We start from the raw sequence: 21,459 nt of genomic DNA, 5'->3' as shown, positions 1-21,459 counted from the left end.
AGCGGCTACTCCTCCAGCGGGCCGAGGTCCGGGGCGTCGCGCAGGGCGTCCTCCTGCGCGCAGTTGAGGCGAGGATTCACGGCCCCGACGGGGCGGGGCTCCCGTCCTCCGAGGCCGGGCGGCGGGGGGTGAGGTGGTTGGGGAGCCAGTCGAGGCGGGTGGCCTCTTGGTGAGGACCACCGCCCTCGTGACCGTTGAAGTCGTAGATCTCGATCTGCTTGTCGGCGTGCGCGTAGGCGTTGAAGGCGGCGAAGACGGTGGACGGCGGGCACGTCTGGTCTTCGAGCGCGGTGGAGAAGAGGGCGGGGGCGTTGGCGCGAGCCGCGAAGTGGACGCCGTCGAAGTAGGACAGCGTCCGGGTGACCCGGTCGACGCTCGCGCGGTGGGTGTTGAGGTAGCGGCCCACCTCGCGGTACGGGTCGCGGTCGGTGAGCCGGATCGCGCGCGGGAAGTCGCACAGGAAGGGGACGTCGGGGGCGACGGCCGCCAGGTCCGGTACGAGGCCCGCGACGGCCAGCGTGATCCCGCCGCCCTGGCTGGTGCCGAGCGCGACCGTACGCGCGGCGTCGGTCAACGGGTGCGCGCGGCCCGCCTCGACGGCGCGCACCGCGTCGGTGAACACCCGGCGGTAGTAGAAGGATCGCGGGTCCTCGATGCCACGGGTCATGAAACCGGGGACGGCGGGCCCGCTGCCCGCCTCGTCGGGGGTGTCACCGACGGACCAACCGCTGCCCTGGCCACGGGTGTCCATCACCAGGTGCGCGAAACCGGCCGAGGCCCACAGCAGATGGGTGTGCGGCAGGCCGCGCCCACCGCCGTAGCCGACGAACTCGACCAGCAGCGGCAGGGGTTCGGCCGCGTGGGCGGGCGCCACGAACCAGCCCTTGACCGGCTGGCCGCCGAAGCCCGCGAAGGTGACGTCGTACACGTCGACCGTCGAGAGCCCGGTCCGTACCGGCTCGAACCGCGCCTCGAGCGGGTGCGCGCGGGCCTCCTCCAGGGTCTGCGACCAGAAGGCGTCGAAGTCGGCGGGCTCCGCGGACCGGCTGCGGTACGCGCGGAGTTCGTCGAGGGGCAGGTCGAACAGGGCCATCGGGTCCGCCTTCGTCAGTCAGGGCTTCGCTGTGAACGTCGTTCGGGGCGTGGCTACTTGTAGACCTTGCCGGGCTGCGGTGTGCCCGGCGCGAGGAGTTGGGAGACGGTGACGAAGGTGTAGCCGCGGGCCTGGAGCGTGGAGACGATCGGCGCGATCGACGCGACCGTGCCGTTGTAGCCCTTGTTCGTCGGGTCGACCAGATCGTGCAGCAGGATGATGCCGTCCGGCTTGGTCTGCTGGAGGATGCGCTTGGCGATCAGCGCGGAGTCGGTGGTCCGGTAGTCCTGGCCGTTGGCGCTCCACACCACCTCCGCCATGCCCAGGTCCCGCGCGATGGCCGTCACCTTGCTGCTCGTACGGCCCTGCGGCGGGCGCAGCAGCATCGGCCGGACGCCGGTCACCTTCTGCACCGCGTCCCGCCCCTCGGTGATCTCCTTGCGGATCTCGGACGAGCTGATCTTGGTGAGGATCTGGTGGGACCAGGTCAGCGTCTCCACCTCGTCGCCCTGCGCCACCATGTCCCGCACCATCTGCGGGTGCTTCATCACGTGGTTCTTGCCGAGCGTGAAGAAGGTCGCGTGCACGTGGTACTTCCGCAGAATGCTCATGATCTGCGGCGCCCGCACGCTCGGCCCCGCGTCGAAGGTCAGCGCCACGCACTTCGCCTTCCGGCAGTCCACGGGCCCGTCCGCACCCTGCGCGAAGGCGGCCGTCGTGCCGTCCGCCGCCACATGCTTGCGCGCGGCCGACGGCGACGTGCTCTGGTACCCGTTGCACCCGGCCAGCCCGAGGCCCAGCGCCGCCGTGACCACGACCGCGGCCCCGAGCCGCACCCGCCGCCCGGCCTCGGCCCCGATTCCGGCCCTGCGTGCCCCGGTCGTGCTGCGCATGCGCGAGTTCCCCCTCGTCGTGACGGACGCCCGCTCGCGCGGACCGTCCAGCACTCTATCCACGCCGTATCCGCCCACCTCACGGCCCCCCGGCCAGGACAGCGCGGGCGGCCGGGGCGGCGGAGCAGGCCGGTGCAGGCCGTGGTGGCCGGGAATAATCGGGCGCGGCCGTCCCGGGGATCGGGTTAGCGTCCGGCGCGTGAGCAATGACGACGGACACGACGACGGACACGACGATGGACACGACGACGGGTACTTCGGCGAAGACGTGGCCGGGCGGTACGACGCGGACACGAGTGAGGAGTTCGATCCGGGCGTGGTGCGGCGGACGGTGGACTTCCTCGCGGACCAGGCCGGCGGCGGGCGGGCGCTGGAACTGGCCATCGGGACCGGCCGGATCGCGGTGCCGCTCGCCGAGCGCGGTGTGCCGGTGGCGGGCATCGACATGTCGCGCGCGATGGTGGCCCGGCTGCGGGCCAAGCCCGGCGGACGGGACATCCCCGTCACGATCGGGGACATCGCGACGACGACGGCGGAAGGGTACGCGGCGGGGACCGCGGAAGGGAACGCGAGCACGGACGGGACCGCGGGCGGAAACGCGAGCACGGACGGGACCGCGGACGGGAACGGCAACGGTGACGGCGGCGGATACGCGCTGGCCTACCTGGTGTTCAACACCGTCATGAACCTCGCCACGCAGGAGTCACAGGTCGCCTGCTTCCGCAACGCGGCGGCGCACCTGCGCCCCGGCGGCCGGTTCGTCGTGGAGGTCATGGTCCCCGAGCTGCGGAAGATCCCGCACGGACAGAACGTCGTGCCGTTCCACACCGGCCCCGACGGCTGCTCGTACACCGTCTACGACACGGTCACGCAGGACGCGACCTGCCACTACGTGACGGTCACCGAGGACGGCAGGGGACAGGTCACCTCGACGCCGTTCCGCTACGTCTGGCCCGCCGAGCTGGACCTGATGGCCCAACTGGCGGGCATGCGGCTGCGGGAGCGGTGGGCGGGCTGGTCGCGCGAGCCGTTCACGCAGGACAGCACCCGGCACGTCTCGGTATGGGAGAAGGAAGCGGTCTGACCCGCCGGGACGGTGGCCTTACGCCGGGATCGGGACGGCCGTGCCCGTGACCTGGATGTACGGGGTCGCGGGCGGCGGGACGGTGACCGTGAGGGTGGCCGGGCGGCCGAGGTCGTGGCCCTGGTGGAGGGTGAGGGTGGCCGGCGGGGCGACCAGGCCGAGGTCGCGCAGGTACGCGCCCAGGGCCAGCGCGGCGGCGCCGGTCGCTGGGTCCTCGACCACACCGCCGACCGGGAACGGGTCGCGGACGTGGAAGACCGACGGGCTCTCGCGCCACAGGAGTTGGACGGTGGTCAGGTCCACGGCGGTCATCAGCGCGGCGAGCCGGTCGAAGTCGTAGGCGAGGTCGGCGAGCCGCTCGCGGGTGGCCGCGGCCAGCACCAGATGGCGGGCGCCCGCGTACGCGACCCGGGGCGGGAAGGCCGGGTCGAGGTCGGCGGCGGGCCAGTCGAGGGCGGCCAGCGCCTCGGCGAGGGCGTCGGGCGCGATGTCCTCGACGTACGGCTCGACGCTGGTCATCGTCGCCAGCGGCGTACCGTCCGGGCCGGTCGAGACGGTGACCGGGACGTCGCCCGCCCGGGTGCGGAACAGCAGGTCGCCCGCGCCGAGTCGGTCCGCCACCGCCACGGCGGTGGCGAGGGTGGCGTGGCCGCAGAAGGAGACCTCCGCCTTCGGGCTGAAGTACCGCACGGTCAGCGTGCGGCCGTCCGTCGCCGTGACGAAGGCGGTCTCGGAGTAGCCGACGTCGGCGGCGACGGCCAGCATGCCGGGGGCGTCGAGCGCCGAGGCGTCGAGGACGACCCCGGCGGGGTTGCCGCCTTCGGGGTCGTCGGAGAAGGCCGTGTAGCGCAGGATGTCGGGCCCCGAGGGTGTCGTCATGACCGCTCCAACCCGGCGCCGTCCCGCGCGTATTCCCGTGGCTGTCGCCGCCGGGCGCGGCGCGCCCTCAGCCGCGTCCGATGAACGGCATCGTCGTCGCCGTCACCGTCGCGAACTGCACGTTGGCCTCCAGCGGCAGCTCGGCCATGTGCCGCACCGTACGGGCCACGTCGGCGACGTCCATCACCGGCTCGACGGCCGTGGTGCCGTTCGCCTGGAGAATCCCGGTCCGCATCCGGGCCGTCATCTCGGTCGCCGCGTTGCCGATGTCGATCTGGCCGCAGGCGATGCGGTACGGGCGGCCGTCCAGCGACAGCGACTTCGTCAGGCCGGTCATGGCGTGCTTGGTCGCGGTGTAGGCGATGCTGTGCGGGCGCGGGACGTGGGCCGAGACGGAGCCGTTGTTGATGATCCGGCCGCCGGACGGGTCCTGGTCCTTCATCCGCCGGAACGCCGCCTGCGCGCACAGGAACGCGCCGTGCAGATTCACGTCCACGACGGCGCGCCACTCGTCGTACGACAGGTCCTCGACCGGGACCGGCGGGCCGAACATCCCGGCGTTGTTGAACAGCAGGTCCAGGCGGCCGGGGGCGGTGTCCCGCGCGAACAGTCGCTCCACGTCCTCCGGACGGGTGACGTCGGTCGGTACGGTCAGAGTCCGTCCGGGGCCGGCCGCCGCCAGCTCCGCCGTCTCGGCCAGCGCCTTTTCGCGGCGGCCCGCCAGCAGTACCGTCCAGCCGGCCGCCGCCAGTTCCACCGCGACGGACCGGCCGATGCCCGAACCCGCACCCGTGACGACCGCGACTCGCTCGTTCTCGCTCATGGCACCGCAGGTTATGCGCTGGGCGGTGCGAGGATGAATTCGCCCGCCCGCCCACCCGCCCGCCCCTTTTCCGTGGAGGCCCCCGGATGCCCTACGCCGAACCGCTCTCGTCCGACCAGGTGGCCGCGCGGCTCGCCGGGCTTCCCGGCTGGGAGGTGCTGCCCGGTGGTGACGGCGCCGACGGCGCCGCCTCGCTCCGGCGGGTCTACCGGTTGGCGCACCTTCCCGCCGCGATCTTCGCGCTGCACATCGCGGGTATCCAAGCCGAGCTCGACCATCACTCGGAACTCACCCTCGGCTACGACACCTTGACGGTGGCCCTCACCACCCACGCCGCCGGTGGGCGCCTCACCGCCAAGGACTTCGACCTCGCCGCCCGCATCGAGGCCATCGCCCCGGCCCACTCCGCCGCCTGAGCCGCGGCGCTCCCGCGGGTCACCACCCGCCCCGGCGGGGCAGTCCGGTGGTCTCCGGACCACCCGCCGGTGGTGGGTTGCTCGCGCGGTTCCCCCCCGGCCTTCGGCCGGGAGGTGCCCCGGCGCCCGTGACGGGGCACGTCGCGGACAGGCCCTAGTCGATGCCGGGGTAGGTGACGCCGGTGTGTTCGCGGATGGTGTCGAGGGTTCGCATGATGGAGAGGGAGCCGGCGAGGGGGACGAGGGGGGACTCGAGTTCGTCGGCGCGGAGGCAGCGCATGACTTCGGCGGCCTCGTAGGCCATGGTGCCGCGGGTGAGGCCGTCGGCGACGACGTCGGAGAAGAGGACGGTGCGGGGCTCCTCGCCCTGGCGGTGGACGACGAAGCGCTCGGGGTTGAAGAAGCCCTCGGGAAGCTCGATGCGGCCGGCGCTGCCGGTGACGACGGCGCGGGCGCCGGTGTCGGCGGTGATGGAGCAGGTCAAAGTGGCGACGGCGCCGTCGTTCCAGCCCAGGACGATGCCGGTGTTGTCGTCCACGCGCTCGGGCGTGAGGTGGGACCACGCCCGGACCTCGTCGGGCTCGCCGAGCAGGAGCTGGGCGAAGGAGACCGGGTAGACGCCGAGGTCGAGCAGGGCGCCGCCGCCCTGGTCGGGGTCGCGCAGCCGGTGGGTGGCGGGGAAGTCCCCGGAGAAACCGAAGGCGGCCGAGACGTCCCGCACCTCACCGATCAGGCCCTCGGCGATGAGCGCGAGCATGTGCCGGATCAGCGGGTTGCAGTACATCCACATGGCCTCCATGAGGAACAGGCCGCGGTCGCGGGCGAGGTCCACCAGCTCGTGCGCCTCACGGGCGTTGATGGTGAACGCCTTCTCGCACAGCACGGCCCGCCCGGCCTCCAGACAGATCCCGGTCGCCTCGCGGTGCGCGGAGTGCGGCGTGGCGACGTACACCACGTCGACCCCGTCGTCCGCGGCCAGCTCCGCCCAGGAGCCGTACGCGCGCGCGATCCCGTACCGCTCGGCGAACGCCTTCGCGCCCTCGAGGGTGCGCGAGCCCACGGCGACGACCTCCGCGTCCGGCAGCGTCAGCAACGCCTCGGTGAAGGTCGCGGCGATCCCGCCGGTCGCCAGGATGCCCCAGCGGATGGTCCGTACGCCGTCGTCGCTCATCGGTCGGTCTCCCACTCGTCGGTCAGGGTCAAAACGTGGTCTCGGTCGTGCGCGATCACTGGAAGGATAGAGAACGGTTCAACTACCACCTACGGAGAGTGCCGTGCAGGACGCCGGGCCGCCCATACCCGCGCACACCGCTGACATCACCGATGTCACCACCACCCACACCACCACCCCTACCCCGACCATCGGCACGCAGCGCCGTACCGGCCTGCTCGTCACGCTCGTTCTCGGCGGCCTCACCGCGGTGCCGCCGTTGTCGATGGACATGTATCTGCCCGCGCTGCCCCAGGTCACCGACGCCCTGCACAGCACCGCGGCGACGGCGCAGCTCACCCTCACCGCCTGCCTCGCGGGCATGGCGCTCGGCCAGCTCGTGGTCGGGCCGCTCAGCGACCGCTGGGGACGCCGCCGTCCCCTGCTGACCGGCATGGTCATCTACATCCTCGCCACCGCCGTCTGCGCCTTCGCGCCCTCGGCGGGCCTGCTGATCACCTTCCGGCTGATCCAGGGCCTGGCGGGCGCGGCGGGCATCGTCATCGCCCGCGCGGTCGTCCGCGACCTCTACGACGGCGTGGAGATGGCCCGTTTCTTCTCCACCCTGATGCTGATCTCCGGCGTCGCCCCGATCGTCGCCCCGGTGATCGGCGGCCAGATCCTGCGGATCACCGACTGGCGCGGCGTCTTCGCCGTCCTCACCGTGATCGGCGTCCTGCTCACCCTGGTGGTGTGGCGCTGGCTGCACGAGACGCTGCCGCCCGAGCGCCGGCACTCCGGCGGGCTGCTCGGCACCTTCGGCGCGGTCAAGCGGCTGCTCGGCGACCGGATCTTCACCGGGTACGTCCTCTCGGGCAGCTTCGCCTTCGCGGCGCTGTTCACCTACGTGTCCGCGTCCGCCTTCGTCATCCAGGACATCTACGGCGCCTCGCCGCAGACCTTCAGCCTGCTGTTCGGGCTGAACTCCATCGGCATCGTCGGCGTGGGCCAGCTCAACGGCAAGGTGCTGGTCGGCCGGGTCGCGATGGAGAAGATCCTCACGATCGGGCTCGCGCTGATCACCACCGCCTCGGTGGCCTTGGTGCTGCTGACCACCGGCGTCTTCGGCCGGGCGGGACTGCCCGCCGTCTCCGCCGCGCTCTTCGTGCTGATGGCGTCGATGGGCCTGACCCTGCCCACCGCGAACACACTGGCGCTGCTGCGCGTCAAGCGGGACGTGGGCTCGGCGTCCGCGCTGGTGGGCACCTCGTCCTTCCTGATCGGCGCCCTCGCGTCGCCGCTGGCCGGAGTGGCCGGTGACGGCACCGCGGTGCCGATGGCCCTCGTGCAGTTGACCTGCGCACTCGTGGCCGTCGCCTGTTTCGTCGGGCTGTGCGTGCGCGGGCGTCGTACCGTGGAGGGACCCTAGGCGGCACGCGGGCCATCAGGCGGCTCGCGGCGCGGACCATCAGGAGGCCCGCGGGCCATCAGGAGGATGCGATGTCCGATACCGCGGACGAGAGCCCCGGAAAGAGCGTGGGCGCGCGTACCGACCGGCTCGCCGAGCCGGGCGACGACGAGCGCACATGGGCGTTCAAGAGCGCCGACAGCTCCCTGCGCACGGGCGCGGAGGGGGCGGCCGACGGCTCGGTGAGCCCGGAGGACCTGGTACTGCTCTCCGGCCGTGAGCCCACGCCGGAACGGATCGAGAAGGCCCGCAGAGCACTGGAGGAACATGGCGCCGCCGCTGTCGAGAGGTACCTGCCCTGAGGCGGGTCTCGACGCCGCAGAGCTGAGCCGTATCGTCCCCGCGCTGGCCGCGTACACGCGCCCGGCGCCCGCGCGCCCCTGGTGCGCGGGCGCCGTCGTGCTGGCCGGCCGGGGCAGGACCGTCGCGTTGCACGAGGCGGTCGGCTGGGCGGTGCGCTACGGCGCGTACGACGAGAGCGCGGACGTCGGCGTGGAGCTGCCGCCGGGGCAGTGGGTGCCGATGCGCGAGGACACCGTCTTCGACCTGGCCTCGCTCACCAAGCTCTTCACGGCCACCGTCGCGGCCACCCACCTCGACCAGGACCGGGAGGTCGCCGCGTACGTGCCGGAGTTCGGCGCGGCGGGCAAGGGCGCGATCACCGTACGGCAGCTCCTCGACCACACCTCGGGCCTGCGCCCCGAACTGCCCTTCTACGACCGGCCGACGGCGCAGGGCCGGGCGCGGATGCTGTGGGACGAGGAGCCGGTGCACCCGCCGGGCACCCTGCGGGTCTACTCCGACCTGAACCTCATCGCGGTCCAGTACGCGCTGGAGGCCGCCACGGGCCGCCCGCTCGCGGTACTGATCAGCGAGGAGGTCACCGGCCCCCTCGGCATGCTTGACACCGGCTTCAACCCGCCGTCCGCCGCGCTGTCGCGGATCGCGGCCACCGAGGACCAGCGGCGGCCGTGGGGCAGGCTCGACCGCGGCATGGTGCGCGGGAGCGTGCACGACGAGAACGCGTACGCGATGGGCGGGGTCAGCGGGCACGCCGGGCTGTTCTCGACGGCCTGGGACCTGGCGCTGTTCTGCCGGGCGCTGCTCGACCGGGGCGGGCCCTGGGGCGGCTTCGAGACCGACCAGGCGTGGTTCATGGGCGAGTTGGCCGGGCGCGGCGCGTACGGGCACACCGGTTTCACCGGCACGAGCCTCGTGGTCGACCCGGAGAGCGACAGCTTTCTCGTGCTGCTCGCCAACTCCGTCCACCCGACCAGGACCTGGCGCGACGGCAGCGCGCCCCGCGCCGCCGCCGCGACCGGACTGGCCAGGGCGATCCTCAAGGCCGGAACCGCGGGGCCCGGGTAGCGGGCCTGCTCAACGCGGGGCGCCCGTGCGGCCGTTGAACATGAGACGCCCGTGCGGCCGTTCAACGCGGTCCGCGCGTGCGGCCGTCCAACGCAGTGCGCCGTGCGGCCGTTCAACGGACGACGCCCGTACGGCCGTTCAGCGGAAGATGCCGGTGTGGCCGAGCGAGTAGCGGCCCGGCTGCGGGTAGACGGCCAGGCCGTGCGGTCCCGAGCCGACCGGGATCTTCGCCAGGGTGCGCCCGTCCGCGGTGTCGATCGCGTACACCTCGCCGTCATACCGCCCGGACAGCCACAGCACCTTGCCGTCCGCGGACACCCCGCCCATGTCGGGGCTGCCGCCGCCCTCGATGTGCCACTTGCGGACCAGCTTGCCGGTGGCGAAGTCGAGCAGCGAGATCGAGCCCTCGCCGCGGTTGGAGATGTACATCACCTTCGAGTCGCGCGAGACGTACAGGCCGTGCGCGCCCTTGCCGGTGCGCAGCAGCGTCGGCTTGGAGAAGGTGTCGCCGTTCATCACCCACACGCCGTCGGCCATCATGTCGGCGATGTACCAGGTCTTGCCGTCCGGCGAGATCTTCACGTCCTGCGGCATCGCGCCCTCGAACGGCAGCCGCTGCTGGCCGACGACCTTCATCTCCGCCGTGTCGACCTTCAGCAGTTCGCCGGAGAACTCGCAGGACACGATGAAGTACCGGCCGTCGGGCGAGAAGTCCGCGTGGTTCACGCCGTAACAGCTCACCGGCACGGTCTTCTTGACCGCCATCGTGTGCGCGTCACGGAAGACCAGCTCGCGGTCGAGCGACGCCATCACCACCGCGTACTTGCCGTCCGGCGTGAAGTACAGGTTGTACGGGTCGTGCACGTCGACCGTCGGACCCGCCGTGCCGGTGGCCGGGTCGAGCGGGGTGAGGGTGTTGCCGACGTCGTTGTTGACCCACAGCGTTTTCAGGTCCCACGACGGCACCACGTGCTGCGGCTGCTCGCCGACCGGGATCGTCTCGATGACCTTGTACGTCTTCGGGTCGATGACCGAGACCGTGTTGGAGTCGGTGTTCGGCACGTAGACCCGCGAAGGGAAGTTCCGCACCACGGGGGACAGCGCGTTCGGCCGGTCGGCGGCGTAGACGTCCTTCGGGTCGAGCGGCGGCGGCATGCCCGGCAGGCCCTGCCCGGCGGCCGGGACGCGCGGCGCGGACTGCGGTGTCGCCCCGGCGGCGGCTTTGGCGGCCTTGGCGGAGGCGGTCGCGTGCGGGTGCCCGCCGGTGGCCGTCGTACCGCAGCCCGCGGTGAGCACACCGCCCGCGAGTACGGCGGCGGTGGCGGCGCCCGCCACGAGGAGCGTGCGGGCGGAGACCGCGGGCGGCCGGGAGTGGCCGGGGGCCGGGTGCGGGGTACGGAACGGGATGCGGCGCATCAGGTCAGCAGCTCCGAGGTCGTGACCGCGCGGAGGCCCCGGCGGTGCAGGTCGTCGAGGATCCCGGGCAGCGCGGCGACCGTGCCGGAGTGCCCGAAGTGCAGGGAGACCACCGAGCCCGCGCGTGCCTGGGCGGCCACCGCGGCGCGCACCCGGTCGGCCCCCGGGTCGGTGTAGTCGAGCGGGTCGACGTCGTACGACAGCACGTGCGGGTAGCCCGCCTCGCGGGCGAGTCTCACCACCAGCGGGGTCGCCATCCGCGCCTGGGACGGGCGGAACCAGCGGCCCCGCGAGCCCGTGAGCTCGGTCAGCCGCCGGGCGCAGCCCTCGATCTCCGCGGTGGCCGCGGCGGCGTCCATCGCGCCGATGTCGCCGTGCGTCTGGGTGTGGTTGCCCAGTTCGTGACCGCCGTCCAGAATCCGGCGGGCGAGCCGCGGATACGTGTCGAGCCAGGCGCCGACCGCCAGCACGGTCACCCGCGCCCCGGCCTTCTCCGCCTCGGCCAGCAGCGCCGTGGCCAGCGCCGGTTCGCCCTGGCCGTGGAAGGTGAGGGCGAGCCGCTCGCGGTCGCGCGGGCCGTGCTCGATCTGGTCGGGCAGGCCGGGCGGCAGCGGCGGCGCGGACGTGGCGGGCTCCCCAGCGGGCGCGTGCGGCGGGGACGAGGGCGCGCCGGTGGAGGCGGGGGACGCGGGGGACGAGGGCGAGGACGACGTGCCGGGCGCGGGGGCGGGTGCGGCGCCGGACGGACGGCCGTCGGAGCACCCGGCCAGCAGCGCCCCGGACGCGGTCACTTGCAGCAGATTTCGGCGGGAGATGGACATCGGGCATCACCTTATGACGTAACGCCACTTTCGGCCCATGTCGCCGGGCCCGCGTCGCGCGGAGTCGCACGGATGAGTCAGTCCGCTGGGCCGCCTGCCATCATGGGCCGACGAAGGCACCGCGCCGCGGTGACCGGGGGGTGGACCGCGGGTGACCGCGAAGAGGTGCGTGGGGGGCTGCGTGGCCGGGACAACGGCGGGGACGGGTGCCGGGACGGACGGCGGCACGGATGCCCGTGCGGGCGACAGCGCCGACACGGGCGCCGGTAGCGGCGTCGGCATGGACGCGGGCGGCGCCCCGGGCGCCGGGACGTCCCCGGGGACATACGGCGACGCGGGCGAAGGTCCGACCCCCGCGACGAACGGCGGCGCGGGCCCGGTGGTGGCGCGCGGCACGCGTACCGCGCCTGTCCGCGACGCCGGATTCCTGACCGCCGTCCGGCGGCTGCGCGCCGCGCAGAAGACCGCCAAGGGCGTGTCGCTCTACTCCCGTTATGTGAACCGGCCGGTCGGCCGGGTGCTCGCCGCGGGGGCGTACCGGATCGGACTGACGCCCAATCAGGTGACCCTGGTCAGCGCCGTGTTCAGCGGCGCGGCCGTCGCCGCGCTCGCGCTCGGCCGCCCCTCGTGGCCGCTGGCCCTCGCCGTGTGGGCGGGCCTGGTGGTCGGCTTCGCCTTCGACTCCGCCGACGGACAGCTCGCCCGGCTGCTCGGCGCGGGCAGCCCGGCGGGGGAGTGGCTCGACCACGTCGTCGACTGCGCGAAGATCACCGCCGTGCACGCGGCCGTGCTGATCACCTTCTACCGGCACTTCGACCTGCCGGGCGACGGCTGGCTGCTGCTGCCGCTGGGCTTCCAGCTCGCCGCCGTCCTGATCTTCTTCGGCGGCCTGCTCACCGACAAGCTCAAGCCGAAGGAGCCGAAGAGCCAGGGGGCGGCCCCCGCGCCGTCACCCCCGCCCTCACGGCTGCGCGCGGTCGCCCTGCTGCCCGTCGACTACGGCGTCTTCTGCCTGGTCTTCCTGCTGCTCGGCAGCCAGAGCGCCTTCAGGACCGGATACCTGGTCCTCTTCGCCGTGCACGCGCTCTTCCTCGCGGCCTTCCTCACCAAGTGGTTCAGAGAGCTTCGGAGGGTCTGACCGAGGGCTGCGCCGGCTCGGTCAGCACGTCGAGCGCCTTGCGGAGCTGGGTGCTCGACGTGTGCACGGTGTACGGGAAGTAGACGATCTCCACGCCCACCGTCGCGAAGTCCCGCTCCAGACGGCGCCCCTTGTCCGTACCGCGCCAGTCGTCGCCCTTGAACAGCACGTCGAAGCGGACCTGCTGCCAGGTCTCCAGCTTGTCCGGCACCGTCTCGACGAAGGCCGCGTCCACGAAGCGCACACTGCGGACGATCTCCAGCCGCTCCACCAGCGGCACCACAGGACTGCGGCCCTTGGCGAGCTGCGCCATCTCGTCCGAGACGACGCCCGCGACCAGGTAGTCGCACTGGCTGCGGGCGTGCCGCAGGATGTTGAGATGCCCCACGTGGAAGAGGTCGTAGACCCCAGGCGCGTAACCGACCCGATGTGACATAAAACGACCCCCCGGTCGTACGGTGAGCTGTGCGACGCTCCCCAGCGTCGCGGAGTCTCAGACGATAGCCGTGCCGTGTTGCGGTCAAGCGGCGATTAGCGAAAGTACAACCGATGGTAAGCGGGCGTGTGCTCTCCTGGTGAACAGCTAGGGTGGGCACTTGTTCGTCATTGGCGGTCTCTGGGGGGTCTGGGGACGCCGGGGGAAGGGAACACTCCGTGGCTGAGTCCGGCGCGCGCCGCCGTCTGCTGCTGGTCTCCACGAATTACGCGCCTGAGCACGCCGGGATCGGTCCGTACGCGACCCAGATCGCCGAACACTGGGCGGCGAACGGCGACGAGGTGCACGTCCTGGCCGGTATGCCGCACTACCCGGCCTGGCGGCTCGACCCGGAGTACGCCCGGGTGTGGCGCACCGAGGAGCGGCGCGCCGGGGTCAGCGTGCACCGCCGCAAGCACCTCGTGCCGCCGCGCCAGAGCGCCGTCACCCGCGCCCTGTTCGAGGCCACCGTGCTCGGCCACGGCCTGCTCGCGCCGCCCGCGATGAACCGCCCCGACGCGGTGATCGCCCAGATGCCCAGCCTCGGCGGCGGCCTGGTCGGCGCCCGGATCGCCCGGCGGCACGGCGTCCCGTACATCCCCGTCGTGCAGGACCTGATGGGCGCGGCGGCGGCGCAGAGCGGCATACGCGGCGGCGGCAGGGCGGCCTCCGCGGCCGGCGCGGTCGAGGCGTACGCGCTCAAGCGCGCCACGCTGGTCGGCGTCATCCACGAGAGCTTCGTCGCCAAGGTCGCCGCGATGGGCGTGCCCGAGGAGCGAATACGGCTGGTGCCCAACTGGTCGCACGTCAAGCGCCCGAGCAGGCCGCGCGAGGAGATGCGCGCCAGGCTGGGCTGGCGTCCGGGCCAGACGGTGCTGCTGCACTCCGGGAACATGGGCCTCAAACAGGGCCTCGAAGTGCTCGTCGAGGCCGCGCGCCTCGACCCGGCGCTGCGCGTGGTGCTGATGGGCGACGGCAACCAGCGCGAGCACCTGCGCTCGCTGGCCGGCGGCCTGCCCAACCTGGAATTCGCGCCCCCCGCCGATGACGACGACTTCCCCGACATGCTGGCCGCCGCCGACGCGCTCGCGGTCACCCAGCGCGCCTCCGTGCTCGACATGAGCATCCCCTCCAAGCTCACCTCCTACTTCGCCGCCGGGCGGCCGGTCGTCGCCTCCGTCGCGGCCGAGGGCGGCACCGCCCAGGAAGTGGAACGCTCGGAGGCGGGAATCGTCGTACCGCCGGAGGATCCGCGTGCACTGCTGGACGTAGTACGCGCTCTGGCCGATGATCCTGGTAGGGCCGACGCGCTGGGGGCGCGCGGGCCCGAGTACGTGGACGCGCATCTCAGCCGCGAGGCGGGTCTCGCGCGGATCGACGCACTGCTCGCGGAGGCGCTGGGGGCGCCCCGCGAGACGCCTCCTGAGGACGGGGAGGCCCGGGAGCCCGGGACGGCCGGGGGAACCGGGGAGATCGAGGGGGCAGTGGGCAAGTGAGCGACACGACGCGCGCCACCGAGGCGCAGGACGAACCGGATCTGCTCCGCGACCAGTTCCGCCAGCTCATCCGCTACCGGGCGCTGATCGTGGCCGGTGTGCTGGTCGGCCTCCTCGGCGGCGCCTGGCTCGCGCTGACCGGCGCCGACTCCTACGCGGCCACCAGCGAGGTACGGATCAGGGCCGCCACCGTCGACCCGTTCGCCACCGGCGCCTCCGCCGACAAGGGCATCGACATCGGCTCCGAGCGGCAGACCGCGGTCAGCAGCACCGTCTCCGACGCGGCGGCGAAGATCGTCAAGGCACCGGCCGACGCCATGGAGCACTGCCTCCAGGTCACCAACCCGCCCAACACCCTCGTCCTGCGCTTCACGTGCAGCACCGGGAACGCGGCCAAGTCCGCGCTGTGGGTCAACGCCTTCACCAAGGCGTATCTGGAGAACCGGCAGGCGCAGACCAAGTCCACCATCAACACGATGGTCAACGGCTACAAGGCCCAGCTCGACCCGCTCAACAAGCAGCGCGACGACCTGCTCAAGCAGATCGACAACACCGTCAACGCCCAGGTGATCAGCGCCCTGACCACCCAGCAGACCAACCTGCTCTCGCGCATCCTCGAACTCAACGGCAACATCAGCGGCCTGCGCGCCCTGGACACCACGCCCGGCTCGATCATCAGGCCCGGTGCGGCGCCCAAGGCCCCCGCGGGTCCCGGACTGCCGATGATGCTCGGCCTCGGCGGCGGCGTCGGTATCGCGCTCGGCCTGCTGGGCGCCTGGGTCAGGCTGGTCTTCGACCCGACCGTCCGCTCCGAGGGCGAGGTCACGCGCACGCTCGGCGCCCCGGTGCTCGGCACGCTGCCGCGCGGCCGCCGCCGACGCGGCAGCGGCCCCGCGTCGCTGCTCGCCGAGGGGCAGAGCGGCGGACGGCTCGCCGAGGAGTACCGCGCGGTCGGCTTCCGGCTCGCCCACGACAAGCGCTTCGCCGACCGGCGGCGGCTGCTGGTCGTCGCGCCGCGCGGCAGCAGCGACACCGCGGCGGGCGTCGCGGTCAACCTGTCCGCGTCCTTCGCCGAGATGGGCATGGAGGTGCTGCTGGTCGAGGCCGATCTGCGCACCCCGTCGCTGTCGGCCCGGCTGCGCACCGCCGACGGCGGCGCGCGCCCCGGCTGGGCCCGCTCGCCGGGCCTCGGCGAGGGCGGCTGGCCCGCCGGGCTGCAAGTCTCCATCGACGCGGGCGAGTCCGGCTCCTTCGACCTCGTGCCCGGCCGCCGGGTGCGCAATGTGGCCCGTGCGCTCACCTCGGCCCCGGCCACCAGGCTCTTCTCCGAGGCCGACACCCCCGGCGCCGCCGTGGTCGTACTGGCCCCCGCGGTCCTCGCCTACGCCGACGCGCTGGCGCTCGCCGACCGGGTCGACGGCGTGGTCGTGGTCTGCGACCCGCGCGAGGTGCACCGCGCCGACCTCGTCCGCGTCCGCGAGCTGGTCAACGCGGCGGGCGGCGCCGTGCTCGGCGTGGTCCTGCACTCGGCCGCGGAGACCGGTGGCGGGCGCCGCTTCCGCCTCGGCCGCCGCAGGGCCGCCACCGGCCGCACGGGGAGCGGCGGTTCCGCCGGTGGCGGCGGGATACCGCAGCAGCCCCGGCACCACGACGGGGAGCCGTCCGCCCAGTCCCACAGCCCGGCCGCTCCGGAACGACACCCGGTCCCTTGACGGGCCCCGACCCGCGGCGCCCCGTCACCCACCCGGTCACGACGGCGGCCGTGGGCCCCGGGGCCGAGTTCGCGTACGGCGGCCCGCCCGATCCCCCGGGCGGCTCAGCGCCGTCCGGCCCGACCGACGCGTCGGCGGACGGCGAGGACGAGTCCGGCGACCCGGCCGGGGCGGGCACGTCCAAGGGCGGGCCCGGCACCAAGGCCGCCATCATCAGCTCGGTGGCCGACCAGGGCGTCGCCGCCTTCACCAACATCATCGTGCTCGTCGTGGCCGCCCGGCTGTCCAGCGCCGCCGGATTCTCCGTGTTCTCCATGGTGTACATGGTGTTCACGGTGCTGCTGGGCGTCGGCGTCTCCTACGTGGGACAGGCGCTGGTGCTGGAGCGCGGCGCCGCGCAGGTGCGGGCGGCCTGCCGCAGCGCGGCCACCTTCACCGCCGTGGCGTCCACCGTGATCGGCTTCTCGATGGCCGCGGGGCTCGCCTTCGTGCCCGGCGGCACCGCGCGGGGCCTGGCGGTCCTCGGCCTGGTGCTGCCGATCGTGCTCACCCAGGACGGCATGCGGTACTGCTTCTCCGCCCTGCGGCTGCCGCACTACGCGCTGGCCGCCGACACCGTACGACTGGCCGTCGCCGTACCGGCGCTGGCCATGCAGCCGCACGGCGCGGGCGCGGTCCGGCTCGTCGCCGTCTGGGGCGTGTCCGCCGTGCCCGCGCTGCTCGTGGGCGCCGCCCTGCTGTGGCCGAAGGTCAAGGGCGCGCCGGTGGACCTGCGCAAATTCGTCCGCCGCGGGCACCTCGGGCAGCGCTTCGTCATCGAGTTCGGCGTCGGCAACGCCACCAGTCAGCTCGCGGTCGTCGGCCTCGGCCTGTTCGCCGCGCCGCTGGCCGTCGGCGCCCTGCGCGGCGCCACCACGCTCTTCGGCCCGATGAACGTGCTCTTCAACTCCGCGACCGCCTTCGGGCCGCCGCTGCTCAACCGGGTCCGCGGCTCCGACGACAAGGTGCGCGCGACCGCCGTCCTCGCCACCGTCCTCGCCTGGATCGCGGTGTCCTGGACGGTCGTGCTGATGCTGCTGCCCGCCCATGTGGGCCGCCAACTGCTCGGTGACACCTGGGCGTCGTCGTCCGCGCTGCTGGCCGCCTCCGGCAGCCAGTACGCGTGCATCGCGCTGGGCACCAGCGCCCTGCTGACGCTGCGCGTGCTGCGGCCCCGCGCCACGCTGCCGATCCAGGTGGTCTTCTCGCTCGCGTCCGTGGTCTTCATGCTCGCCGGCTACCAGTGGGACGGCGTGATGGGCGCCGCCTGGGGCCTGGCCCTGGGCTCCGCGCTCAAGGCGGTGGCGCTGTGGCTGCGGATCGTCGCCGTCAAGCGCGCGCCCGCCGCCACCACCGACCCTCAGGCGCCGGACGCCTCCGCCGAGGGCGTCACCGCAGGATCTTCCGCCGGTCCGCGCTGAAGGTCGTCACCAGCAGCAGGCACACCGCCGCGATGCCGATCCGGCCCGACGCCTGGAGCAGCGGGCCGCGCAGCAGGATGAAGGAGTAGCCGCACACCAGCGGGATCACCACGGCCATCACCGTGCCGGGGCGGCCGTCCTCCAGCGTGCGCTGGGCGTATCTGCGGTCGCCGCGGGCGCAGAAGTAGCCCAGCAGCAGGAAGCCGCCGGTCATGCCGACCGGGCCGAAGTCCAGCCACAGCTCCGCCCACAGCGGCGACGACAGATTGGTGTTGGTCATGCCCATCCACTGGCCGACCTGCACACCGGAGTCCAGCGGCTTGCCGTGCCAGATCGAACGCGGCACGAAGAAGAAGACGTCCGCCGCGAGCTGCCGCCCGTGGGAGTGGCCCTCGCCGGACTGCACGAAGGTGATGGTGTTCGCGAACATCCCGATCTGGTCGTAGTCCTTGAGCGTCAGCGGCTCCAGCGCCGACGTCGTCTCCACCGGGTGGTAGCCGCCCGAGTCGTACCGGAAGCGGTCGAGGAACGGGAAGAGCAGCAGGGCCGCCACCACGCCCGTCACCAGGGCCGTGCGGTACATCACCGGGCTCTTGGGGAAGGCCGTGAACAGCAGCGAGAACACGACGGTCAGGAACCAGTACCGCGGGTTGGAGATCGGGTTGTTCACGATCACGTTGATCAGCACCAGGCCGGTGAGCGCGGCGATGGCCAGCGGCCTGCGGCGGGCGATCCGGGACGTGATCATCCAGCGGATCAGGAAGAGCATGGCCAGCAGCGCCGGTACGGTGCCGAAGCCGCGGATGAAGGCCGAGCCGACATGGCTGTCGCCGCCGCTGCCCGCGAGACCGCTGGCCTGCACCGACTCGCTGATGCCCTGACGGCTGGAGAAGAAGACGGTCGGGCCGCCGAGCTTCATGATGCACAGCGCGCTGCCGAGGTACGCGACCACGATCAGCAGCCACAGGCGGCGCCGCGACACGGACGCCTGCGGGCGGGCCTTGCGGATACGGGCCGCCGGGCGGTGCCGGGCCAGCAGCGCGCCGACGTCGAAGGCCACGCAGCCGATCAGGACGAGCGTGATCGCCGTCGTCGTGTCGGAGCGCGGGCCCACCACCGGCGTCGGGACCTGCCCGATGACCGCCTGCGCCAGCGGGGCCACGCCCATCGCCACGTACACGAACAGCCAGAACGCGCCCTGGATCAGCCGCCGTCGCCGGGTCAGCACCATCGCCGCCAGCCGGCCGCCGCCGTACACCGTCAGCGTCAACTGGAGCCAGTACGCGGTGTCCCGCACGCCCGTGCCGGGCTGGGCCGCCACGTACGCGGGCAGGAACCCCACCAACGCGATGACCAGCGGCACCGCCAGCGCCCGCGACAGCGCCGCACGCGGCACCGACGTCGTGGCCCGCGCCTCGTCCGGGCCGGGCCGCTCCAGCGGCCCGCCCGCACCGGCCTGGTCCTGTGCCACGTCCAGGGCCATGGCCCACCCCCTTCATGCTCCCCGCGCCGAGTCTATGGCCTCCGGCCGGGAGGATCAGGGCGTCCGGGGCCGGAAGTGCCCCGATGAGGGTTCGGTGTCGATAATGTGAACCCGAGGCGCGGGGGCGCCGAAAAACAGGGGTGGGGAGTCATATGAAGGTGCTGCATGTCGTCACGCTGCATACGCCGACGAACGACTTCGGCGGCCCGACACGGGTGGCGCTGAATCTGTCCAAGGGCCTGCGGGCCCAGGGTGTCGACGCCCGGATCGCGACGCTGGGCGACGGCTTCACGGGCCCGCTGCCGACGGAGCTGGAGGGCGTGCCGTCGTTCGTGCACCAGGCGCGCCACGTGCTGCCGTTCGAGGTGAGCGGCATCACGTCGCCGGGGCTGCTGGCGAAGGCGCGCCGGATGGTGAAGTCGGCGGACGTGGTCCATGTGCACCTGATGCGGGACCTGATCACGCTGCCGTTCGCGCTGGTCGCGCTGGAGGCCGGGGTGCCGCTGGTGATCCAGACGCACGGCATGATCGACCCGACGGAGAAGCTGTTCGCGAAGGCCGTCGACGTCCTGGGCATGAAGCGGGTGCTGCGCAAGGCGGACGCGATCTTGCACCTGACGCGGATGGAACGCGACGGTGTGCAGGCGGTGGTGCCCGACACTCCGCTGACCACCTTCCACCGGCTGGTCAACGGCGTGACGTTGCAGGACCGCAGGCCCGCGCGGGCCGACCGCCCGCCGACCGTGCTCTATCTGGCGCGGGTGCAGAAGCGCAAGCGCCCCGAGGACTTCGTGTCGGCGATGCCCGTGGTGCTGGCCAAGTACCCGGACGCGCGCTTCGTGCTGGCGGGACCCGACACCGGCGATCTGACCGGCCCCATGCGGGAGCTGGCGGCGAAGCTGGGCGTGGCGGACTCGCTGGAGTGCGTCGGCGCGCTGGGCCACGAGCAGGTGCTGGAGCAGCTCAGGAAGTCCGATGTGTACGTGCTGCCGTCGGTGGTCGAGCCGTTCGCCGTCTCGATCCTGGAGGCGATGTCGGTCGGCCTGCCCGTGGTGGTGACCCGGACCGGCGGCCTGTCGCCCGACGTCGAGGCGGCGGGCGCGGGGCGGATCACCGACAGCGACCCCGACGCGGACAACGGCCCGCTGGTCGGCCAGGCGATCCTGGAACTGCTCGACCCGGCCGCCAACGAGGAGGCGTCGGACGCCGCCTGGCGGCTCATCCGCGACCGCTTCTCCATCGGCGCCGTCGTCGACACGCTCATGGAGGTGTACGGGGGCGTCACCCGCGCCGGGTGACGCCCCCGCGTGCGCTTCCGGACCCCGGGTCCCGGAGCGCGGTCCGCGGGCCGGCCCCGGGAAAACCGGGGCCGGCCTCGGGCGGCGCGATCAGCGACCGCGGGTCACGGCCGACTGCGGGTCACGGCCGACCGCGGGTCACGGCTTGCGCCCCTCCCGCGTCTTGAGGCCGATCTGCCAGCGGTAGAAGCTCATGGCGAGCGCGTAGTCGAAGCCCGCCCGGCCGTCGAGGAAGCCGCGCTTGTAGACGTAGGCGTAGGTGAAGGACACCAGCGGCTTGAACGGCGCCTTGTGGAAGAGCTGGCCCTGGCGGGTCTTGACCTGCCGGATCTCCTCCTTCACCCGGGGGTTCAGCTCCAGCCACGCCTCCCAGTCGGAGTAGCGGTTGTGCCGCTCGAACCAGGTGCGCACCGGGTCGAGATCCTCGTGCTCGATCGGTGAGCGCAGCCGGGCGGCCGACGGCGCGACCGGCTGGTAGTGGCCCTCCTGCTCGCCCATGCCGGGCGCTTCGAGGTCGCCGACCTCGGGGAAGTGGCAGCGGGTGCGGTCCAGCAGCGCGCGCTTGACGATGGTGTAGCCGTGCCGCAGCCGCCGTCCCGCGAACCAGTAGCCCAGCGGGATGTCGAAGGCGGCCACCGACGGCGGCCCGGCCGCGAAGGCGGCCTTCAGCTCGGCCAGCAGCTCGGGGCTCGGCGTCTCGTCGCCGTCGAGGAAGAGCAGCCAGGGGATCTCGGTGCGCACATGGTCCAGACACCACTGCTTCTTCTTGGGGTACTTGCCGTCCCACGCGTACTCGACGATCTCCGCGCCGAGGCCCTCGGCGATCTTGCAGGTGTCGTCGGTGCTGGCCGAGTCGACCACCACCACGGCCTCGACGTGGTCGATGACCGACGACACCGTACGGGCGATGTTCTCCGCCTCGTTCTTGGTCGGTATCGCCACCACGATCGGGAGCTTGCTCATGCGGTCCCTCCGTTCATCTCGGT

20 protein-coding genes are annotated in these 21,459 nt (G+C 72.9%); 10 read left to right on the top strand and 10 right to left on the bottom strand.

Annotated features, from left to right (window positions below; genetic code table 11):
• Positions 1 to 76: 76 nt before the first annotated feature.
• On the bottom strand, positions 77 to 1,093 hold the full coding sequence (locus ACIP4Z_RS01385; RefSeq protein WP_401304106.1) for an acetylxylan esterase: 1,017 nt from the start codon (positions 1,091 to 1,093) through the stop codon (positions 77 to 79).
• 53 nt (positions 1,094 to 1,146) lie between these two features.
• Positions 1,147 to 1,986 carry a polysaccharide deacetylase family protein gene (locus tag ACIP4Z_RS01380; RefSeq protein WP_355334598.1) on the bottom strand — a complete coding sequence of 280 codons (840 nt, stop codon included), beginning with the start codon at positions 1,984 to 1,986 and terminating at the stop codon, positions 1,147 to 1,149.
• A gap of 199 nt (positions 1,987 to 2,185) precedes the next feature.
• Between ACIP4Z_RS01380 and ACIP4Z_RS01375 the strand changes: the two genes are divergently transcribed.
• Positions 2,186 to 3,070, top strand: coding sequence for an SAM-dependent methyltransferase (locus ACIP4Z_RS01375; RefSeq protein ID WP_401304103.1), 885 nt, complete (start codon positions 2,186 to 2,188; stop codon positions 3,068 to 3,070).
• Positions 3,071 to 3,088: 18 nt separating this feature from the next.
• On the opposite strand, the gene ACIP4Z_RS01370 is transcribed toward ACIP4Z_RS01375, so the two are convergent.
• Together ACIP4Z_RS01370 and ACIP4Z_RS01365 are read right to left on the bottom strand one after the other, a co-directional pair.
• Positions 3,089 to 3,949: a PhzF family phenazine biosynthesis isomerase gene (locus ACIP4Z_RS01370; protein WP_355334593.1), complete on the bottom strand. Its 861-nt coding sequence runs from the start codon at positions 3,947 to 3,949 to the stop codon at positions 3,089 to 3,091.
• Between the two features lie 67 nt (positions 3,950 to 4,016).
• Positions 4,017 to 4,772: an SDR family oxidoreductase gene (locus tag ACIP4Z_RS01365; RefSeq protein WP_401304099.1), complete on the bottom strand. Its 756-nt coding sequence runs from the start codon at positions 4,770 to 4,772 to the stop codon at positions 4,017 to 4,019.
• A gap of 86 nt (positions 4,773 to 4,858) precedes the next feature.
• On the opposite strand from ACIP4Z_RS01365, the gene ACIP4Z_RS01360 reads away from it, so the two are divergent.
• On the top strand, positions 4,859 to 5,188 hold the full coding sequence (locus tag ACIP4Z_RS01360; RefSeq protein ID WP_391043658.1) for a 4a-hydroxytetrahydrobiopterin dehydratase: 330 nt from the start codon (positions 4,859 to 4,861) through the stop codon (positions 5,186 to 5,188).
• A 154-nt stretch (positions 5,189 to 5,342) separates the two neighbouring features.
• On the opposite strand, the gene ACIP4Z_RS01355 is transcribed toward ACIP4Z_RS01360, so the two are convergent.
• The gene (locus ACIP4Z_RS01355) at positions 5,343 to 6,359 is read right to left on the bottom strand and encodes a Gfo/Idh/MocA family oxidoreductase (protein WP_355334584.1); all 1,017 of its coding nucleotides are present in this window, start codon (positions 6,357 to 6,359) and stop codon (positions 5,343 to 5,345) included.
• Positions 6,360 to 6,504: 145 nt separating this feature from the next.
• On the opposite strand from ACIP4Z_RS01355, the gene ACIP4Z_RS01350 reads away from it, so the two are divergent.
• The 3 genes from ACIP4Z_RS01350 to ACIP4Z_RS01340 all read left to right on the top strand — a co-directional run bounded on the left by ACIP4Z_RS01350 (position 6,505) and on the right by ACIP4Z_RS01340 (position 9,174).
• A complete protein-coding gene (locus ACIP4Z_RS01350; RefSeq protein ID WP_355334753.1) occupies positions 6,505 to 7,767 on the top strand; it encodes a multidrug effflux MFS transporter in 1,263 nt (420 codons plus the stop codon).
• Positions 7,768 to 7,838: 71 nt separating this feature from the next.
• A complete protein-coding gene (locus ACIP4Z_RS01345) occupies positions 7,839 to 8,108 on the top strand; it encodes a hypothetical protein (protein WP_355334759.1) in 270 nt (89 codons plus the stop codon).
• Positions 8,074 to 9,174 carry a serine hydrolase domain-containing protein gene (locus ACIP4Z_RS01340; protein WP_401304094.1) on the top strand — a complete coding sequence of 367 codons (1,101 nt, stop codon included), beginning with the start codon at positions 8,074 to 8,076 and terminating at the stop codon, positions 9,172 to 9,174. The genes ACIP4Z_RS01345 and ACIP4Z_RS01340 overlap by 35 nt, the downstream gene beginning before the upstream one ends.
• Positions 9,175 to 9,312: 138 nt before the next feature.
• On the opposite strand, the gene ACIP4Z_RS01335 is transcribed toward ACIP4Z_RS01340, so the two are convergent.
• Both ACIP4Z_RS01335 and ACIP4Z_RS01330 read right to left on the bottom strand, forming a co-directional pair.
• Entirely contained in the window at positions 9,313 to 10,590 is a 1,278-nt protein-coding gene (locus tag ACIP4Z_RS01335) for a hypothetical protein (RefSeq protein WP_401304091.1), read from the bottom strand.
• Positions 10,590 to 11,411 (bottom strand): polysaccharide deacetylase family protein, encoded by an 822-nt coding sequence (locus ACIP4Z_RS01330; RefSeq protein WP_401304089.1) that lies wholly within the window; start codon positions 11,409 to 11,411, stop codon positions 10,590 to 10,592. The genes ACIP4Z_RS01335 and ACIP4Z_RS01330 overlap by 1 nt, the downstream gene beginning before the upstream one ends.
• Positions 11,412 to 11,856: 445 nt before the next feature.
• On the opposite strand from ACIP4Z_RS01330, the gene ACIP4Z_RS01325 reads away from it, so the two are divergent.
• Positions 11,857 to 12,549, top strand: a complete 693-nt coding sequence (locus tag ACIP4Z_RS01325) for a CDP-alcohol phosphatidyltransferase family protein (RefSeq protein WP_401305014.1) — start codon at positions 11,857 to 11,859, stop codon at positions 12,547 to 12,549.
• Here the strand turns inward: ACIP4Z_RS01325 and ACIP4Z_RS01320 are convergent.
• The gene (locus ACIP4Z_RS01320; protein ID WP_355334575.1) at positions 12,527 to 12,985 is read right to left on the bottom strand and encodes an adenylyltransferase/cytidyltransferase family protein; all 459 of its coding nucleotides are present in this window, start codon (positions 12,983 to 12,985) and stop codon (positions 12,527 to 12,529) included. The genes ACIP4Z_RS01325 and ACIP4Z_RS01320 overlap by 23 nt on opposite strands.
• Before the next feature lie 218 nt (positions 12,986 to 13,203).
• Here ACIP4Z_RS01320 and ACIP4Z_RS01315 point away from each other — a divergent pair, with 218 nt between their 5' ends.
• The 3 genes from ACIP4Z_RS01315 to ACIP4Z_RS01305 all read left to right on the top strand — a co-directional run bounded on the left by ACIP4Z_RS01315 (position 13,204) and on the right by ACIP4Z_RS01305 (position 17,692).
• Positions 13,204 to 14,520: a glycosyltransferase gene (locus tag ACIP4Z_RS01315; RefSeq protein ID WP_391043668.1), complete on the top strand. Its 1,317-nt coding sequence runs from the start codon at positions 13,204 to 13,206 to the stop codon at positions 14,518 to 14,520.
• Positions 14,517 to 16,232 (top strand): lipopolysaccharide biosynthesis protein, encoded by a 1,716-nt coding sequence (locus tag ACIP4Z_RS01310; protein ID WP_401304085.1) that lies wholly within the window; start codon positions 14,517 to 14,519, stop codon positions 16,230 to 16,232. The genes ACIP4Z_RS01315 and ACIP4Z_RS01310 overlap by 4 nt, the downstream gene beginning before the upstream one ends.
• 209 nt (positions 16,233 to 16,441) lie before the next feature.
• Positions 16,442 to 17,692 carry a hypothetical protein gene (locus ACIP4Z_RS01305; protein ID WP_401305012.1) on the top strand — a complete coding sequence of 417 codons (1,251 nt, stop codon included), beginning with the start codon at positions 16,442 to 16,444 and terminating at the stop codon, positions 17,690 to 17,692.
• Here ACIP4Z_RS01305 and ACIP4Z_RS01300 read toward each other — a convergent pair.
• Positions 17,661 to 19,175: an O-antigen polymerase gene (locus ACIP4Z_RS01300; protein WP_401304082.1), complete on the bottom strand. Its 1,515-nt coding sequence runs from the start codon at positions 19,173 to 19,175 to the stop codon at positions 17,661 to 17,663. The two genes, ACIP4Z_RS01305 and ACIP4Z_RS01300, sit on opposite strands and share 32 nt — an antisense overlap.
• A 152-nt stretch (positions 19,176 to 19,327) precedes the next feature.
• On the opposite strand from ACIP4Z_RS01300, the gene ACIP4Z_RS01295 reads away from it, so the two are divergent.
• Positions 19,328 to 20,473, top strand: coding sequence for a glycosyltransferase (locus ACIP4Z_RS01295; protein ID WP_391043673.1), 1,146 nt, complete (start codon positions 19,328 to 19,330; stop codon positions 20,471 to 20,473).
• 138 nt (positions 20,474 to 20,611) lie between these two features.
• Here ACIP4Z_RS01295 and ACIP4Z_RS01290 read toward each other — a convergent pair whose 3' ends face one another.
• On the bottom strand, positions 20,612 to 21,436 hold the full coding sequence (locus tag ACIP4Z_RS01290) for a glycosyltransferase family 2 protein (RefSeq protein ID WP_355334560.1): 825 nt from the start codon (positions 21,434 to 21,436) through the stop codon (positions 20,612 to 20,614).
• Positions 21,437 to 21,459: the final 23 nt, after the last annotated feature.

It is taken from the genome of Streptomyces sp. NPDC088910, assembly GCF_044749865.1.
Lineage (GTDB): Bacteria > Actinomycetota > Actinomycetes > Streptomycetales > Streptomycetaceae > Actinacidiphila.
Note: the sequence above shows the minus strand (reverse complement) of the source record. Positions and strands in the feature narration are given on the sequence as shown.